16 protein-coding genes are annotated in these 16,221 nt (G+C 62.7%); 12 read left to right on the top strand and 4 right to left on the bottom strand.

Annotated elements, in window-relative coordinates; genetic code table 11:
- The first annotated feature begins 1 nt into the window (after position 1).
- From WG908_RS10140 to WG908_RS10085, 12 genes are all read left to right on the top strand, one after another.
- Entirely contained in the window at positions 2 to 139 is a 138-nt protein-coding gene (locus tag WG908_RS10140) for a hypothetical protein (protein ID WP_340186468.1), read from the top strand.
- A gap of 12 nt (positions 140 to 151) precedes the next feature.
- Complete coding sequence (locus WG908_RS10135; protein WP_340186467.1) at positions 152 to 1,315, top strand: D-alanyl-D-alanine carboxypeptidase family protein; 1,164 nt, start codon at positions 152 to 154, stop codon at positions 1,313 to 1,315.
- 1 nt (position 1,316) lies between these two features.
- Positions 1,317 to 1,943, top strand: a complete 627-nt coding sequence (gene tmk / locus WG908_RS10130; protein ID WP_340186466.1) for a dTMP kinase — start codon at positions 1,317 to 1,319, stop codon at positions 1,941 to 1,943.
- Positions 1,940 to 2,920: a DNA polymerase III delta subunit-related protein gene (locus WG908_RS10125; protein ID WP_340186465.1), complete on the top strand. Its 981-nt coding sequence runs from the start codon at positions 1,940 to 1,942 to the stop codon at positions 2,918 to 2,920. The genes tmk and WG908_RS10125 overlap by 4 nt, the downstream gene beginning before the upstream one ends.
- Before the next feature lie 44 nt (positions 2,921 to 2,964).
- On the top strand, positions 2,965 to 4,527 hold the full coding sequence (metG, locus tag WG908_RS10120) for a methionine--tRNA ligase (protein ID WP_340186464.1): 1,563 nt from the start codon (positions 2,965 to 2,967) through the stop codon (positions 4,525 to 4,527).
- Positions 4,528 to 4,531: 4 nt separating this feature from the next.
- Positions 4,532 to 5,320, top strand: coding sequence for a TatD family hydrolase (locus tag WG908_RS10115; protein ID WP_340186463.1), 789 nt, complete (start codon positions 4,532 to 4,534; stop codon positions 5,318 to 5,320).
- Positions 5,317 to 6,108, top strand: coding sequence for an MBL fold metallo-hydrolase (locus tag WG908_RS10110; protein WP_340186462.1), 792 nt, complete (start codon positions 5,317 to 5,319; stop codon positions 6,106 to 6,108). Before WG908_RS10115 ends, WG908_RS10110 begins: the two co-directional genes overlap by 4 nt.
- Entirely contained in the window at positions 6,108 to 6,713 is a 606-nt protein-coding gene (locus WG908_RS10105) for a retropepsin-like aspartic protease family protein (RefSeq protein WP_340186461.1), read from the top strand. Before WG908_RS10110 ends, WG908_RS10105 begins: the two co-directional genes overlap by 1 nt.
- Positions 6,710 to 8,008, top strand: coding sequence for an MFS transporter (locus WG908_RS10100; protein ID WP_340186460.1), 1,299 nt, complete (start codon positions 6,710 to 6,712; stop codon positions 8,006 to 8,008). Before WG908_RS10105 ends, WG908_RS10100 begins: the two co-directional genes overlap by 4 nt.
- A 347-nt stretch (positions 8,009 to 8,355) precedes the next feature.
- Complete coding sequence (gene mazG, locus WG908_RS10095; protein WP_340186591.1) at positions 8,356 to 9,099, top strand: nucleoside triphosphate pyrophosphohydrolase; 744 nt, start codon at positions 8,356 to 8,358, stop codon at positions 9,097 to 9,099.
- 132 nt (positions 9,100 to 9,231) lie between these two features.
- Positions 9,232 to 9,711, top strand: coding sequence for a GNAT family N-acetyltransferase (locus tag WG908_RS10090; RefSeq protein WP_340186459.1), 480 nt, complete (start codon positions 9,232 to 9,234; stop codon positions 9,709 to 9,711).
- Positions 9,712 to 9,714: 3 nt separating this feature from the next.
- On the top strand, positions 9,715 to 10,170 hold the full coding sequence (locus WG908_RS10085) for a hypothetical protein (protein WP_340186458.1): 456 nt from the start codon (positions 9,715 to 9,717) through the stop codon (positions 10,168 to 10,170).
- 269 nt (positions 10,171 to 10,439) lie between these two features.
- Here WG908_RS10085 and hflX read toward each other — a convergent pair whose 3' ends face one another.
- The 4 genes from hflX to WG908_RS10065 all read right to left on the bottom strand — a co-directional run bounded on the left by hflX (position 10,440) and on the right by WG908_RS10065 (position 16,197).
- The gene (gene hflX / locus WG908_RS10080; protein ID WP_340186457.1) at positions 10,440 to 11,774 is read right to left on the bottom strand and encodes a GTPase HflX; all 1,335 of its coding nucleotides are present in this window, start codon (positions 11,772 to 11,774) and stop codon (positions 10,440 to 10,442) included.
- Positions 11,775 to 11,906: 132 nt separating this feature from the next.
- Entirely contained in the window at positions 11,907 to 12,473 is a 567-nt protein-coding gene (gene hfq, locus WG908_RS10075; RefSeq protein ID WP_445326704.1) for an RNA chaperone Hfq, read from the bottom strand.
- A gap of 78 nt (positions 12,474 to 12,551) precedes the next feature.
- Positions 12,552 to 13,925, bottom strand: coding sequence for a nitrogen assimilation response regulator NtrX (ntrX, locus tag WG908_RS10070; protein WP_340186455.1), 1,374 nt, complete (start codon positions 13,923 to 13,925; stop codon positions 12,552 to 12,554).
- On the bottom strand, positions 13,915 to 16,197 hold the full coding sequence (locus tag WG908_RS10065) for a sensor histidine kinase (protein ID WP_445326697.1): 2,283 nt from the start codon (positions 16,195 to 16,197) through the stop codon (positions 13,915 to 13,917). Before WG908_RS10065 ends, ntrX begins: the two co-directional genes overlap by 11 nt.
- Positions 16,198 to 16,221: the final 24 nt, after the last annotated feature.

The raw sequence follows: 16,221 nt of genomic DNA, 5'->3' as shown, positions 1-16,221 counted from the left end.
AATGACCGAGGCTGACGGCAATTATTTTATTCTAGCGGAGCTTTCGCATGTGACATTTGAGCACAGACCCGATCCCAAGGGGAACGCCGATATCACATTCGCTCCATTAGGCGCTGCGCATACTCTTCTCGCCATTTGAAAGCCCATATTCATGAAAAAATCCGTCGCCGCAATCATTGCCCTGGGGTTGCTGGGCCAACCCTTGTCTGCAGGCGCGCCGCCCTACACCAGCGAAGCGCCGATCGCTTTCATGAAGGACATGTCATCGGGCGCAATCCTGTACGCAAAAGATGCGGACCGGCGGATTCCCCCGGCCTCGATGGCCAAGATGATGACCTCTCATGTCGCGTTCCGCCTTATCCAGCAGGGTCAACTCAAGCTCGACACGAAGTTCACGGTCCGGCCCGAAACATGGCGGCAATGGCATGGCCCGCAGGCGGGATCGACCATGTTCCTTTCGGCCGGAGAGCAGGTGTCGGTTGAAAACCTGCTGCATGGCATCGTCACCCTGTCGGGAAATGACGCCTGCGTCGTTCTTGCCGAAGGCATTGCGGGCACGGAGGAAGCCTTTGTCGCGTTGATGAATGACGAGGCGAAACGGCTGAAGCTGGACAACAGCCATTTCGGCAACAGCAATGGCTGGCCCGACGAAGGCGTGACCTATGTCACCGCGCGCGATCTGGCGGCGCTGGCTGAAGCGACGGTCAATGAGACGCCCGATCTTTATCGGAAATTCTACGCGACCCAGTCATTCACCTGGGGTCGCACCATGGGCGGCGCGGATATCACTCAGGGCAATCGTAATCCGATCCTGGGCAAGATTTTCGGCGCGGACGGATTGAAGACCGGGCATACGCAAGAAGCGGGATATGGCTTTACCGGTTCAGCCGAACAGGACGGCCGTCGGCTGATCATGGTCGTTGCCGGCCTTGGCAGCTTTAACGGCCGGATCAGCGAGTCGGTGAAATTCATGGATTGGGGATTCAAGGCGTGGAAGGCCCAACCCCTTTTCAAGAAGGGCGCCCTGGTCGAAACGGCCGAAGTTCAGCAGGGCAGTGCCTCCAGCGTTGGCCTGGTGGCGCCCCGCAATCTGGCGGTGACACTTCCACGAACGGCGTCGTCCAGGATAACGGTCAAGGTCGTCTATACCGGCCCGATCAAGGCGCCTGTCAAAAAGGGCGACACGATCGCGCAGATGATCGTGTCCACACCTGATACCGCGCCGCAGGTCATGCCGCTGGTCGCTGCCGAGGACGTGGCCGAAGCTGGCATATTCGGCCGGCTGTGGAACGGCCTCAAATCCTTTTTCGCCTGAGGTGACCGGACGCTTCATCACTCTGGAGGGCGGGGAAGGGGCGGGCAAGTCAACCCAGCTGCGGGCGCTGGCCATGGCTTTGCGCGCGCGCGGCCTTGAAGTCGTCGAGACCCGCGAACCGGGAGGCAGCGAGGGCGCGGAAGCGATCCGCACTCTGCTGCTGACCGGTTCGGCGGATCGCTGGTCTTCCAGGGCCGAAGCGCTTTTGTTCGCCGCCGCTCGGGCCGATCATGTCGAAAAGATCATCCGGCCAGCTCTCGCCCGCGGAGCATGGGTGCTTTCCGACCGGTTTCTCGACAGCAGCCGCGCCTATCAGGGTGGAGCCGACGGACTTGCCGATGCCGATATATTGGCGCTTCACCGGATCGGCAGCGAAGGATTATTGCCCGACCGGACGCTTGTCCTCATCGCTCCGCAGGCTGTGGTCGAGGCGCGCCTGGCGGCACGCGACGGCAACCACAGCGACCGCATCGGCGGCCGCGCGGTCAACTTTCACCGCAGTGTCGCTGGATCTTTCCAGCGTTTCGCCGCTCAGGAACCCGAACGGATGCGGATGATCGACGCGTCGGGCGGCATCACTGACGTCACCGATCGCCTGCTGGCCCAGTTGAACGACCTGCTGCAATGAGCATGCTGCTCGGCCATGACGTACAAGCCGCCGCGATGCTGGACGCCGCCCGGTCAGGACGGTTGCATCATGGCTGGATACTTGCCGGACCCCGCGGGATTGGCAAGGCGAGCTTTGCGCGCGCCATGGCGCTGCGCCTGCTTGCCGAAGCCGCAGGTCCGCCGCCGGGCGGAATGGGATTGGGCGTGCCCGCCGATCATCCCGTAGCACGCCTGATCGCTTCGGGCGGCCACCCCGATTACGCTGAACTCACATGCCAGGTCAGGGAGAGCGGCGATGTGGCGAGGAATATCAGCGTGGACCAGGTGCGCGGCCTGCACCGGCTGATCCATTCCGCCCCCTCGCTTTCGGCCCGGCGGCTGGTCGTTATCGACAGTGCGGATGACCTGGAGAGAGGCGCCGCGAATGCGCTGCTCAAGACGCTGGAGGAACCACCGCCCGGTATGACTTTCCTGTTGGTCGCACATGCACCGGCGCGCCTGCTGCCCACTATCCGGTCGCGATGCCATATGCTGCGGTTCGATCGGCTGGACGATCAACAAATGACCCGCATTCTTCGCAACGCACAACCCGAACTGGAGGACGTCGAACTAGAAGCGCTATTGGCGGTGGGAGCAGGGTCCCCTGGCACGGCGCTTGGATATGCCGGTCTGAATATCGGCGATATGGAGCGTTCGCTCACCACCATCGCCGCGACAGGAGATCCGGACAATCGCGAACGGCTCGCTCTCGCCAGGCAGTTGGGTACCAAAGCTGCGCGACAACGCTACGAAGCCTTTTTGGAGCGGGCGCCTGCCTTCATCGCCCTTGCCGCGCGGGGCCGAACCGGCCAGGCGCTGGGCTTGGCTCTGGATCATTGGGAACAGGCACGCCAACTGGCCGCTGGCGCCATTGTGCTTGCGCTGGAGTCGCAATCTGTGGTGTTCGAATTGGCAGGGCATGTCGCCGCCCTTGCTCCGATGCCGGTAAATGGCTGAAAAGCGGCTTTGCGTGGGGACCAAGTGCGGCTAGACAGCGAGCCATGTCGACACCCTACACCATCACCACCGCTATCAGCTATCCCAATGGCCGCCCTCATATCGGCCACGCCTATGAGGTGATTGCGACCGACGCGATCGCGCGGTTTCAGCGGATGATGGGACGCGACGTCTTCTTCCAGACCGGGACCGATGAACATGGTCTGAAAATGGTGCAGACCGCCCGCGACCGCGGCGTCCAACCGCGTGCGCTCGCCGATGAAATGTCCTTCTACTTCAAGGATATGAACGGGAAGCTGAATATCAGCTATGATCGTTTTATTCGCACCAGCGAGCCGGATCATCACCGGGCCAGCCAGGCAATCTGGCAGGCGATGGAGGCCAGCGGCGATCTGTATCTTGGCCGCTATGAAGGCTGGTATTCCGTTCGCGACGAAGCCTTTTACGATGAAAAGGAAATCAGCCAGGGGGAGGGTGGTGACAAGCTGTCGCCTCAAGGAACGCCGGTCGAATGGACGGTAGAGGAAAGCTGGTTTTTCCGTCTGAGCGCCTATCAGGATCGGCTGCTGGCGCTGTACGCGGCCCAGCCGGACTTTATTCAGCCCGAAAGCCGCCGCAATGAAGTGATGCGCTTTGTGGAAGGCGGGCTATCCGACCTCTCGATATCGCGAACCAGCTTCGATTGGGGGGTTAAGGTGCCGGGCGCGGACGGCCATGTCATGTATGTTTGGGTGGACGCCCTCACCAATTATCTGACGGGCTGCGGATATCCCGACGATGCCGAGCGGATGGCCCGCTACTGGGCAGAGGGAGGCGATATCACGCATGTCATCGGCAAGGATATCGTTCGTTTTCATGCGGTTTACTGGCCAGCCTTCCTCATGAGTGCGAATCTGCCGCTCCCCACTCGCGTCTTCGGGCATGGCTTCCTGCTCAACCGTGGCGAGAAGATGTCGAAATCGGTAGGCAATGTCGAAGATCCGGTGGAACTGGCGGAACGGTTCGGCGTCGATCAACTGCGATATTTTCTTATGTCCGAGGTGACATTCGGAAATGATGGCAGCTACAGCGCCGAAGCGATCGTGGCTCGATCGAACAGCGATCTGGCCAACAGCTTCGGCAACCTCGCGCAGCGCACGCTCAGTTTCATCGCCAAGAATCTGGAAGGGCGCTTGCCCGAACCAGCGGTCCAGGCGGCCGACGCGGAGTTGCAAACGACCGTGATGGAAGCCGCCGCCATGTTCAAGTCGGCGATGGCCGGGTTGGCGCCATCGGTTGCGATCGAGGCGTGGATGCGCAGCGTTTTCGCCTGCAATGCCTATATCGACGCGCAGGCACCTTGGGCACTTCGCAAGACGGATCCAGCGCGAATGGAAGCCGTGCTGGCAACGCTTTACGAAGCCATCGGTCATCTCGCGATCATGATCCTGCCGATTATCCCGCAGTCAGCCGGCGCGTTGCTCGATCAGATGGGGATCGATGCCGATGCGCGCGATTATGCGGCTATCGGGCCGAACTGGTATCCGGCGCTGCGCCGGGAGGGCTTCACCCTCGATCTGCCAAAGCCGCTATTCCCGCGCCTTGAACTGCCGGCCAGCGAAGCGTGACGTCATGCTGATAGATAGCCATTGCCATCTGAATTACAAAGGGTTGGTCGAAGATCAGCAGAATGTGATCGAACGGGCGAGGGCGGCCGGCGTTGGCCTTATGCTCAATATCGCGACCCGCGAAAGCGAATGGGATGCCGTGCTGGCAACAGCGGTGAACCATGGCGATGTGTGGGCGACCCTGGGAATTCATCCCCATGAGGCTGACGAACATCCCGACGTCGACACCGCTCGGCTTGTCGAGCGTGCGCGTCACCCCCGTGTCGTGGGGATCGGCGAAACGGGGCTCGACTATTATTACGATCACAGCGACCGGAACCGGCAACGGACGAGTTTCCGGTCGCATATCGCGGCGGCACGCGAAACCGGTCTTCCGCTCATAGTCCACACCCGCGATGCGGAAGAGGATACGATCGATATTCTGCGGGAGGAAATGGAGAAGGGCGGCTTTTGCGGCGTCATCCATTGCTTCACGGCGAGCGGCGCTTTTGCCGATGCGGCGCTCGATATCGGGTTCTACATCAGCATTTCCGGGATCGTCACCTTCAAGAGCGCCAAGGACTTGCAGGAAACCGCCGCCAGATTGCCGCTCGACAAGCTGCTCGTCGAAACCGACTCTCCCTTTCTGGCGCCGGTTCCCCATCGCGGCAGGCCATGCGAGCCGGCTTTCGTCGCGAACACGGCGAGTTTTCTCGCCAGCCTGCGCGGGGAGGATCCGGACATGCTGGCCGCAGCGACATCTGCCAATTTTCATCGGCTGTTCGCCAAGGTCGGGACCATCGCGCCGAGATGACGCTGCGTCTGGTCATTCTGGGCAGCGGTACTTCGTCGGGCGTGCCGCGTATCGGCAATGACTGGGGGGCGTGTGATCCGTCGGAGCCGCGCAATCGGCGCACGCGCGTATCGATCCTGATCGAAAGCCCGACCACCCGGCTGCTGGTGGATACGTCACCCGATTTGCGCGCACAGCTCCTGGCGGCCGACGTTATAGATATCGACGCGATCCTGTGGACCCATGATCATGCGGACCATAGCCACGGTATCGATGACGTGCGCCAGCTCTATCATCACCGCCGGCATCCCGTGCCGGGCTATGCGCGCGCACCGACGCTTGAGCTGTTGCGGCGGCGCTTCGGCTATGTGTTCGATGGGCGGGATGGATATGATGCAACGGTCGAACCGCACATCCTGCCCGACGCCCTGCGCATCGGCGACATTGATATAGCCTGCGTCGACCAGCCGCATGGAGCGATCTATTCCACCGGCTTTCGTTTTAGTTGGCATGGCCACAGCATCGCCTATGCCACGGATTTTCATGCGATGACGCCGGACATGGCGGCGCTTTACGAAGGTGTCGACCTGTGGGTTGTCGATGCTCTGCGCGACCGGCCGCATCCGACCCACCCCCATCTTGCCCTCACCCTGGAAGCTATCGCCGCGCTTGGTCCGGGAAGGGCGCTGTTGACGCACATGGACCAGAGCATGGATTATGCGACATTGCGCCGGACATTGCCGATGGGCGTCGAACCCGCCTATGACGGCATGACGGTGACGCTTGGCGAGGGGAGCAAGGCGAACTGATGGACGGCGGCACGGATCAGGCGATGCAGGGACTTTATTATGTCCTTGTGCTGGTGCTTGTCGGTTCCGCCCTGCTCGCCCGCCGCGTTTCGTGGCGCGGCGCACTGGGAATGACCGCCGCGTGGGTTGCGATCTTCATCCTGGTCCTCATATTATTCAGCTATCGTCAGGAGCTTGGCCTGGTCGCCAGCCGGATCCGGTCCGAAGTCGTGGGCGCCCCCAGGCAACAGGTCGAGGGGCAGTCGCTGCGGATCGCCGTGTCCGCCGATGGCCATTATTGGGTCGATGGCGAGATCAACGGAAAGGCGGCCCGCTTTCTGATCGACAGCGGCGCGACGGTCACCGCCCTTTCCGAAGACAGCGCGCTGGCCGCCGGGTTGAACGTCGACAAAAGCCGTCTGCCCGCGATCATGCGGACGGCCAATGGCGAGGTCGAAGCCTATCACGCCAATGTCCCCACGCTCGCGCTGGGGCCGATCAGGGCAGGGGACCTGCCGGTGGTGGTGTCGGCGGCCTTTGGTCCGGTCAATGTCATTGGCATGAATTTCCTGTCCCGCCTCAAAAGCTGGCGGGTGGAGCAGGGGGAAATGGTTCTGACGCCATGACGATCGGCACCCCCGGACCGCCCGATCAGCGCGCGCGCCTCAAGGCGATCATCGGCGGTTCCACCGGCAATCTGGTGGAATGGTATGACTGGTACGCCTATTCGGCGTTCACGCTCTATTTCGCGCCGCATTTCTTCCCGAGCGAGGACCGGACCGCGCAGTTGCTGGGCGCCGCCGGGGTGTTTGCCGTCGGTTTCCTGATGCGGCCGATCGGCGCCTGGCTGATGGGCGTTTATTCGGACCGGCATGGGCGCAAGAGCGGGCTGACGCTGTCGGTGTCGCTGATGTGCGCGGGATCGCTGCTGATCGCAGTGACGCCGGGCTATGCGCGGATTGGCGTCATGGCACCGCTGTTGCTGGTGCTGGCGCGGTTGATGCAGGGCCTGTCGGTCGGCGGGGAATATGGCGCGAGCGCTACCTATCTTTCGGAAATGGCAGGGAAAAACCGGCGCGGGTTTTTCTCCAGTTTCCAGTATGTCACGCTGATCGCCGGGCAGTTGTTGGCGATCTGCGTGCTGTTGATGCTTCAGGCGACGCTGAGCGAAGCGGCGCTGGATGCGTGGGGATGGCGGATTCCCTTTGCGATCGGCGGGGCGCTGGCGGTCATCGTGTTCTGGTTGCGGCGGGGGCTGGCGGAAACGCAGAGCTTTACGGTGGCCAAAGCGGCGGGCGCGCCAAAATCCGGCTTCATCGAACTTGTCACCCGGCATCCGCGCGAGACGTTGACGGTGATGCTGCTGACCGCCGGGGGCACGATCGCCTTTTACGCCTATTCGATCTACATGCAGAAATATCTGGTCAATACATCGGGTTTCAGCCGTGACGTTGCGTCACAAATCAATGCGGTAACGTTGTTTCTGTTCATGCTGTTGCAACCTGTTGCCGGCGCCCTGTCAGACCGGGTCGGGCGCAAGCCGTTGATGGTCGGCTTCGGCGTTCTGGGTGTAACCTGCACCTATCCGATATTTTCCACATTGGCGGTGACGCGCGATCCGCTGGTCGCCGGGCTGCTGGTGATGGCGGGGCTGGTGATCGTCAGCGGCTATACGTCGATCAATGCCGTGGTGAAGGCCGAACTGTTTCCCGCGCATATCCGGGCGCTGGGCGTCGCGCTGCCCTATGCGCTGGCCAACACGATGTTCGGCGGGACGGCGGAGTTCGTCGCCCTGTGGTTCAAGCAGGCGGGTATGGAAGAGGCGTTCTATATCTATGTGACGGTGATGATCGCCATATCGCTGATCGTCTATGTGCGGATGCGCGATACGCGGCGGCACAGCATGATCCTGGAAGATTGAGCCTTAACTTCGCACTTTTCGCGCTCGATCGGACATTTTGTTGCGTGGCCACGATCCTATTGGGGAAAGCGGCATGATGGGGCGGACGATGGGAAAGAGCGGTGACGACAAGCATAGCGCAAGCGCCATGCTGTAGGACAGACGCCCTTCCCCTATCACCTGAAATTTAACATAATATATATTATCGGACTTATTCGGTCGAGGCGGGGGGGTGGCGCTCGCGGCTCGCCCCGCATATGATTTGCGGCGATTTTCCATTTTCCGATATAGTGCCAAGGACCGTCATGACGTCATCCCCCGATCTTGCAGACCAGGCGACGGCGGAGCGCGCCAGTCCCGCCGACATCATGCCGCTGGCCACCGTCATGGCGCGGCTGCGCGATCCGCTGAATGGCTGTCCATGGGACATCGCCCAGGATTTCGCCAGCATCGCGCCCTACACGATCGAGGAAGCCTATGAAGTCGCCGACGCCTGTCAGCGGGGCGATATGGCGGCGCTGCGCGATGAGCTGGGCGATCTGCTGCTCCAGGTGGCGTTTCATGCGCGCATGGCCGAACAACTGGGCGCATTCGGTTTGCAGGACGTGATCGACGGCATCACCGCCAAGATGATCCGGCGGCATCCGCATGTCTTTGCCGGCAGCGCGCCGCGCGCGGACGGCCATGCCCAATGGGAAGCGATCAAGGCGGCCGAGCGCGCCGAGAAGGAACCGGACCCCAGCGCGCTGGCCGGAGTGGCAATCGCCCTGCCCGCATTGCTGCGCGCCGAGAAGTTGCAGAAGCGCGCGGCGCGGACCGGGTTCGACTGGCCCGATACGGTGGGGGTCGTGGCGAAGATCGTCGAGGAACTGGACGAGGTGCAGGCGGCCGTGACGCCTGCCGAGCGGGAGGATGAAGTTGGGGATTTGTTGTTTGCCTGCGTGAACTTGGCGCGGCATTTGAAGGTCGATCCTGAGGTCGCGCTGCGGGGTGCGAACGCGAAGTTCGAGCGGCGGTTTCGCGGGATGGAGGATTTGGCCGGGGATGAGTTTGCGGGGTTGGCGTTGGAGGAGAAAGAGGTGTTGTGGGGGCGGGTGAAGGGCGGCGAATGAAGCTGCACCCCCTCCTCCGCCGTCATCCTGAACGTGTTTCAGGATCCATTTCTCGTCTCGATCGGCGGCACATGGGGCACGATGGATGCTGAAACACGTTCAGCATGACGGTGCATTATGGGTGCCAGCACCATGATCCGTCCCCCTGTTGACGCCGACCGTGACGCCATCTGGGCGATCCTGAAACCCGTGATCCGCGCCGGCGAAACGCTGACAGAACCGCGCGACATGACGCGCGAAGCCGCCCTCGCCCACTGGCTCTTGCCCGACCGGACGGTGCGGGTGCTGGAGGAGGATGGTGAGGTGCTGGGCGTATTTTACGTCCGCGCGAACCAGAGCGGTGGCGGGGCGCATGTCGCCAATGCGGGCTATGTGACGGCGAGCGATGCCACCGGGCGCGGCGTGGCGCGGCGGATGTGCGCGGCGTCGCTGGAGCTGGCGCGGGAGCTGGGGTTCAGCGCGATGCAGTTCAACTTCGTGGTGTCGAGCAATGTCCGCGCGGTGGGGCTATGGCGGCGACAAGGGTTTGAGGTGGTGGGGACACTGCCGGGGGCTTTTGCGCATCCGGGGTTGGGGTTTGTGGATGCTTTGGTTATGTGGCGGGGGTTATAAGGTATGATCTGGAATAGTGCTACTCGCACGATCCTGCTGCTTATCGCGATCCCCACATGGACGAGCTGTTCACAGCAAAAACCATCAGAAACTCTAGAAGGTTGCGATTATCTCAAATCGCCTCAGAATTTTCTAGGGCGCGAGTTAGAGTTTGTCGGTTCAGTCGAAACGAACTCCGACGGTTTTATTTTTCAATCTTTGTGCGGGCATGGTGGAAGGGAAAAGATCGAAATTGCACTTGTGTGGCGAAAAGAAGCCAAGCCTCCCGATGCCGAATGGGACCAATATATTCTTCCAGAACCAGGCGTGAACGTGGCAGGCAAAGCGCCAACTCCGCGACCTGACCCACGCCACTTTGGTACGGTGAAAGGTTTTCTGATCGGCACCGAAGGCGGCAGTGTTTCTGGCTGGAGGATTGAAGCCACGGGATATTCCGAACACTATGGATTTATCGATTAACTTGGCACACAGCGTGTGAATAACCCTCAATAAATATTGCGACGATTTATGATCTCACTTGTCATCCCAGCGAACGCTGGGATCTCTCTTTTTTCGGGCTGAGCGCGGGAAGAAGCGGGATCCTGGCTTTTGCCGGGATGACGGGGGTTGGGTGATCGGGCAGCGGGAGCGCGCTTCTCTGACGCCCCTTCCCCCTCATCCAACTTCGCCTAAGCGCGCTTCGCTTGCTAAGGCTTCATATCCTTCTCCCCCTAGGGGGAGAAGGTTTGTCAGGCGCGTTCGCGCTTCAGGAATTTTGCGGCGGCGGCGTCGGACAGGCGGGCTTCCACCAGCATGGCGTCATCCTCGACATGGGCGTCCAGCACTTCGCCATGTTCGTGGAGCCAGGCCAGCCCTGCCCCATCGTTCGCGCCCAGGCGCAGGCGATGCACGCGCGCGCCGGCGGTCAGGCGGGTGCTGATGGCGCGTTGCAGGGCGTCCACCCCCTCCCCGGTCAGTGCCGAGAGGATGACGACATCGTCGCGACGGGCGGCGCTTTCCTGCGCCAGCGCGGCGGCTTCGCCATCGAGCAGGTCGAGCTTGTTCCACGCCTCGATCATCGGCACCGGCTCGTTCGCCTCTCCATCCTTCGACAAGGCGCCCTCTCCCGCCACGCCAAGCGCGCCGAGCACGTCGAGCACATCGTCGCGCTGGGCTTCGCTGTCGGGATGGGCGATGTCGCGGACGTGGACGATGAGGTCGGCGGACAGGACTTCTTCCAGCGTCGCGCGGAAGGCGGCGATGAGCTGGGTCGGCAGGTCGGAGACGAAGCCGACCGTGTCGGACAGGATCGCCTTGTCGAGGCCGGGCAGCGCGATCTGGCGCATGGTGGGATCGAGCGTGGCGAAGAGCAGGTCTTCCGCCATGACGTCAGCACCGGTCATCCGATTGAAAAGCGTGGATTTTCCGGCATTGGTATAGCCGACCAGCGCGATCACCGGCCAGGGGGCCTTTTGCCGCCGAGCGCGGTGGAGGCCGCGTGTACGGGTAACCTGTTCCAGTTCCTTGCGGATCTTGGCCATGCGATCGCGGATCATGCGGCGATCCGCCTCGATCTGGGTTTCGCCGGGACCGCCCAGGAAGCCGAAACCGCCGCGCTGGCGCTCAAGGTGGGTCCAGCTGCGCACCAGCCGCCCTGCCTGATAATCGAGATGGGCGAGTTCGACCTGGAGCCGGCCTTCGTTGGTGGCGGCGCGTTCACCGAAGATTTCGAGGATGAGGCCGGTGCGGTCGATGACCTTGGCCTCGCACGCCTTTTCCAGATTGCTTTGCTGGACCGGCGACAGCGCATTGTCGACGATGACCAGTTCGGCTTCCTCCTGGCGGACGAGCATGGCGATCTGGTCGACCTGACCGCTGCCGAACAGGGTGGCGGGCTTGCGGTCGCGGACGCGGAAGCTGTGGCCCGCGCGCACGTCTATGCCGATCGCAAGGGCGAGGCCGCGCGCCTCTTCCAGCCGCGCGTCGCTGTCGCGGCGGTCGGCGCCATGGGTTTCGGCGTGGACGACGACCGCCCGCGCGCCGCGCGCGACTTCGTCATCGGAATCTCGGTTGAATATGGCCATGCCGGGTTAAAGCATGTGGCGCGACTTAGGTCCACCGTTCCGGCAATTCCCGCCCCCGTTCGCCCTGAGCGAAGGCGAAGCGCCCTTCGACTGCGCTCAGCCCGAACGGGATTGGGGTTAGCGACGGCCCGATCAGTCGTCCTGGTCGTTCTCGCCGGTCAGGTCGACCGCATGGAGCGGCTGGACCGTGGAAATGGCGTGCTTGTAGACCAACTGCACCATGCCGTCGCGTTCCAGCAACATGCAGAACAGGTCGAAGGCGGCGATTTCGCCCTGGAGCATGACGCCATTGACGAGGAACATGGTGACGGGGCTGTGCGATTTGCGCACCGCGGTCAGGAAGATTTCCTGGAGCAGCTTGGCTTTCCTGTCGCCATTTTCGCCGATCTTGCGCAGGTCGGTGAGGTCCATCGGCTGGGCCGGCATCACCGTCGAGATTGCGTGCTTGTAGACGAGTTGCGACTGACCATCGCGGCGCAGCAGAACCGAAAAATTATCGAACCAGGTGATGATTCCCTGGAGCTTGACGCCCTTGACCAGAAACATCGTGACCGGCGTTTTCGTCTTGCGCAGGTTGTTCAGGAAAATATCCTGAAGATTATTGAGCTTATCGGCCATGTTGACCAGCCTTCCGTTATTGGCGGGACGTTGCCCGCTCGCGCATCCCTGGGCGGAATGTCTTGCCTTGCCCTCGCTGATCGAGAGCCTCGCGCCGATTTCTACCGCAATTGCGAACAGTCGTAAATGCCCTGCGTGCATCCCTGGGCGCGTTTGGGGTCAGCCGTCCTTGCCTTCGGTGATTCCCAGCAGCTTGAGCTTGCGATGGAGCGCGGAGCGTTCCATGCCGATGAACGTCGCGGTGCGCGAAATGTTGCCTGAAAATCGGCGGATCTGGATGCGCAGATATTCGCGCTCGAAGCTTTCGCGCGCCTCGCGCAGAGGGGCGCCCATGATCGCGGAATGGCCGACCCCTTCCCCGCCGCCGCCGCTGGTGATTTCCGCAGGCAGCATGTCGAGTTCGATACGGCCGATGCGGTCGCCCGGCGCCAGGATCATCGTGCGTTCGATGATGTTGCGCAGCTGGCGCACATTGCCGGGCCATTCATTCGCCTGAAGCGCGGCCATGGCGTCACTGGCCATGTCGGGCGGCGGCACGCGGCGTTCGGCGGCGAAGCGGGCGAGGAAATGATCCACCAGCGCGGGAATGTCGTCGCGGCGATCCGACAGCGGCGGGATGACCAGCGGCACGACGTTGAGGCGGTAGAACAGGTCCTCGCGGAAGCGGCGTTCCTCGATCTCCGTCGCCAGGTCGAGCGCGGTGGAGGAAATGACGCGGACATCGACCTTGACCTGGCGCTGGCCGCTGACACGAGTGAAGCTCTGGTCGGTGAGGACGCGCAGGATCTTGCCCTGGGTGGTGAGCGGCATGTCGCCGATCTCATCGAGATAGAGCGTGCCGCCATGCGATTGTTCGAGGAAGCCGGGGCGGACGAGGCCGCTCGGGTCCTCGATCCCGAACAGCTCTTCCTCGACCCGGTCGGGGTCCATGCGCGCGGCCGCGACGACGATGAAGGGCGCGTCGGCGCGGCCGCTCCAGCTGTGCAGCATCCGCGCGGCGACTTCCTTGCCGACGCCGGCAGGGCCGGAGATGAGCACGCGGCTGCCGGTGCCGGCGACCTTCTTGATGGTTGCGCGGACCGAATTGATCGCGGCGGACGTGCCGGTCAGTTCGTCATCATGGCCGATGCGGGCGCGCAGATCCTGATTTTCCCGTCGCAGCCGCTCCGTTTCGGTCGCACGGGCGACGAGATGGAGCAGGCGGTCGGCCTCGAACGGCTTTTCGATGAAATCGACGGCGCCCTTGCGAATGGCGGCAACCGCGGTGTCGATATTGCCGTGCCCCGATATCATCAGCACCGGGATGCTGGGATCGCGCCGCTTGATTTCGTCGAGCAGTTCCAGCCCGTCCATCCGCGATCCCTGAAGCCACACATCGAGCAGCACCAGCGACGGGCGGCGTGCCGCCAACGCTTCGAGCGCGGCGTCGCTGCCGGCGGCGGTGCGGGTATCGAACCCTTCGTCCTCGAGCACGCCCGCGACCAGATCGCGAATGTCCTCCTCGTCATCGACTATCAGAATATCAAGCGCCATTGGCCGTCACTTTTCCCGTCATATTTGCCTGAGTCATGGCGAACACGCGCCCTTCCTCCAATTTGTCGAGCGCCGCCGTGTCGAACCGGAGCGTCACCGCCGCCCCGCCGCCATCGACATCGGCAAAGCGGATTTCGCCCATATGTTCCTCGACAATCTTCTTGACGATGGCGAGGCCCAGACCCGTCCCCTTGGCGCGGGTGGTCATATAGGGTTCAAGGATGCGTTCGCGTTCCGGCGGCAATCCGACGCCATCGTCGATCACGCTTATCGAAAGCGCCGTGCCATCCCGGCGCACGACCATGCGGATATGGCCACGGACGCCATCATCCTGAACATCCGTTTTAGGTTCAATCGCTTCCACCGCATTCTTCACGATGTTCGTCAGCGCCTGACCCAGTTGACGCCGGTCGCACACCATTTCGATGGCGTCGATGTCCGACTGGAATTCGAAGCAAATGTCGGGGTGAGCGACTTCGTGGAGAAACAGCGAATGCCGGGCGATATCGGTGATCGCCTCGCGCCGGAACACGGGCTTGGGCATGCGCGCGAACGAGGAAAATTCATCGACGATGCGGCGCAGGTCGCCAACCTGGCGGACGATGGTGCCGGTCAGCCGGGCAAAGGTCGCCTTGTCGTTGGTGACCTCCTCGCCATAGCGGCGCTGAAGCCGTTCGGCGGCGAGCTGGATCGGCGTCAACGGGTTCTTGATTTCATGCGCGATGCGGCGCGCGACGTCGGACCAGGCGGCACGGCGCTGGTCGGACAATTGCTGGGTAATATCGTCGAACGTCAGGATATGGCCCGACGCATCCCTCGACAGTTTGACCGCCAGCGTGCGCAGGTCGCCATGGGCGCGGACCTGAACGATGCCGGCGCTTTCCTGACCGTCGATCAGTTCGGCCAGTTCAGGCGACATGGCGGCGAGCGGCCGGCCGACCGGATCATCCCCTTCCTCCACCAGGATCGCCGCGGCCGAGCTGTTGAGCAACTGGATGACCCCCGCCTGGTCGACCGCCAGCACGCCCGCGCTGACGCCCGACAGGATCGCTTCGATGAGCGCACGGCGGCTGTCGAGCTGGCCATTGGCCGCCACCAGCGCACCCGTCTGCGCCTCCAGACGCTGGGTCATGCGGTTGAAGGCGGCCGCTAGCGTGCCGATTTCGTCACGGCTTTGCGGCGATGTCACGCGCGCCGACAGGTCGCCGGCGGTAATCCGGCGCGCGGCGTCCACCAGTTCGTTGACCGGCCTGACCATCCAGTCGGCGACGGCAAGCGCGATATAGACGGCAATGCCGACCAGCAGCAGCGACCCCACGAACAAAGCGACATTGAAGCGGAGCTGGAGCAGCCGCGACTGCGCGGCGAACGCGTCATAATCGGCCAGCACCGTTTGCGCCCGTTCGACATTGCTGAACGCCGACGAGCCTGAATCGCGGGTCGCATAGAGATAGATTTTGGCGTCGGGATAAAGCAGCGTCACTGCCTCGATCTGGTTGGGCTTGGCCACCACCACGACGTTTTCGCCCGCCTCCAGCCGCCTGACGACCTCTGGCGAGAGCATTTCCGCCGCCGGGCGGCTTTCAGGATCGACGGTAGCGGCGGTCCGCGCGACGCCGTCCTTGCCTACCTCTATGATCGCCGAGCGGTTGAGCTTTCGCGTCACGACCTGATAGATATAGCCTTCGGCGAAGCTGGGGCTGGAGACCTTCGACTGATCGAGATAGTCGCGCAGGTCGCTGGCCATCGTGACCGTTTCGTCGCCGACCTCACGCAGATTTTGCTGATAATAGCCGCGGGCGAGATCGCTGGCGTTCTGGAGCATGCCGCGGGCGCTGTCCGAAAACCAGAATTGCACGCCATATTGGAACAGCAGCGACGCGAAAATCACCACCAGCAGCATCGGCACGCTGGCGACGATCGAGAAGATCGCGACCAGCCGGACGTGCAACTGGCCATCGCTGCCGATCGCCGATTGCGCCGCCCGACGCTTGGCGACGCGGCGGCCGAGCAGCACCAGCAGCGCGATCGCGGGCACGAGGTTGGCGACCAGCAGCAGGGCGACGATCGGCGGCGTCAGCAAAGTATAGGATTGCCCCTGCCCCGACAGCAGCCAGTAGGTCAGCCCGCCCACCGCGACCATCGCCAGCAGCGTCAACGCTTCGATCAGCGAGGCGAACCGGCCGGAACGAAAGGCGGCGGACACATGGGTGCGCCATCTGCGTCCCTTGTGCGGGCCTTCCCTGTCCGGGCCAGTCTTCACGCCGTTCATAGTGGCTTTGTTACAACAATGCAG

The sequence above is a fragment of the Sphingobium anseongense genome (genome assembly GCF_037725245.1).
Classification (GTDB): Bacteria; Pseudomonadota; Alphaproteobacteria; order Sphingomonadales; family Sphingomonadaceae; genus Sphingobium.
Note: the sequence above shows the minus strand (reverse complement) of the source record. Positions and strands in the feature narration are given on the sequence as shown.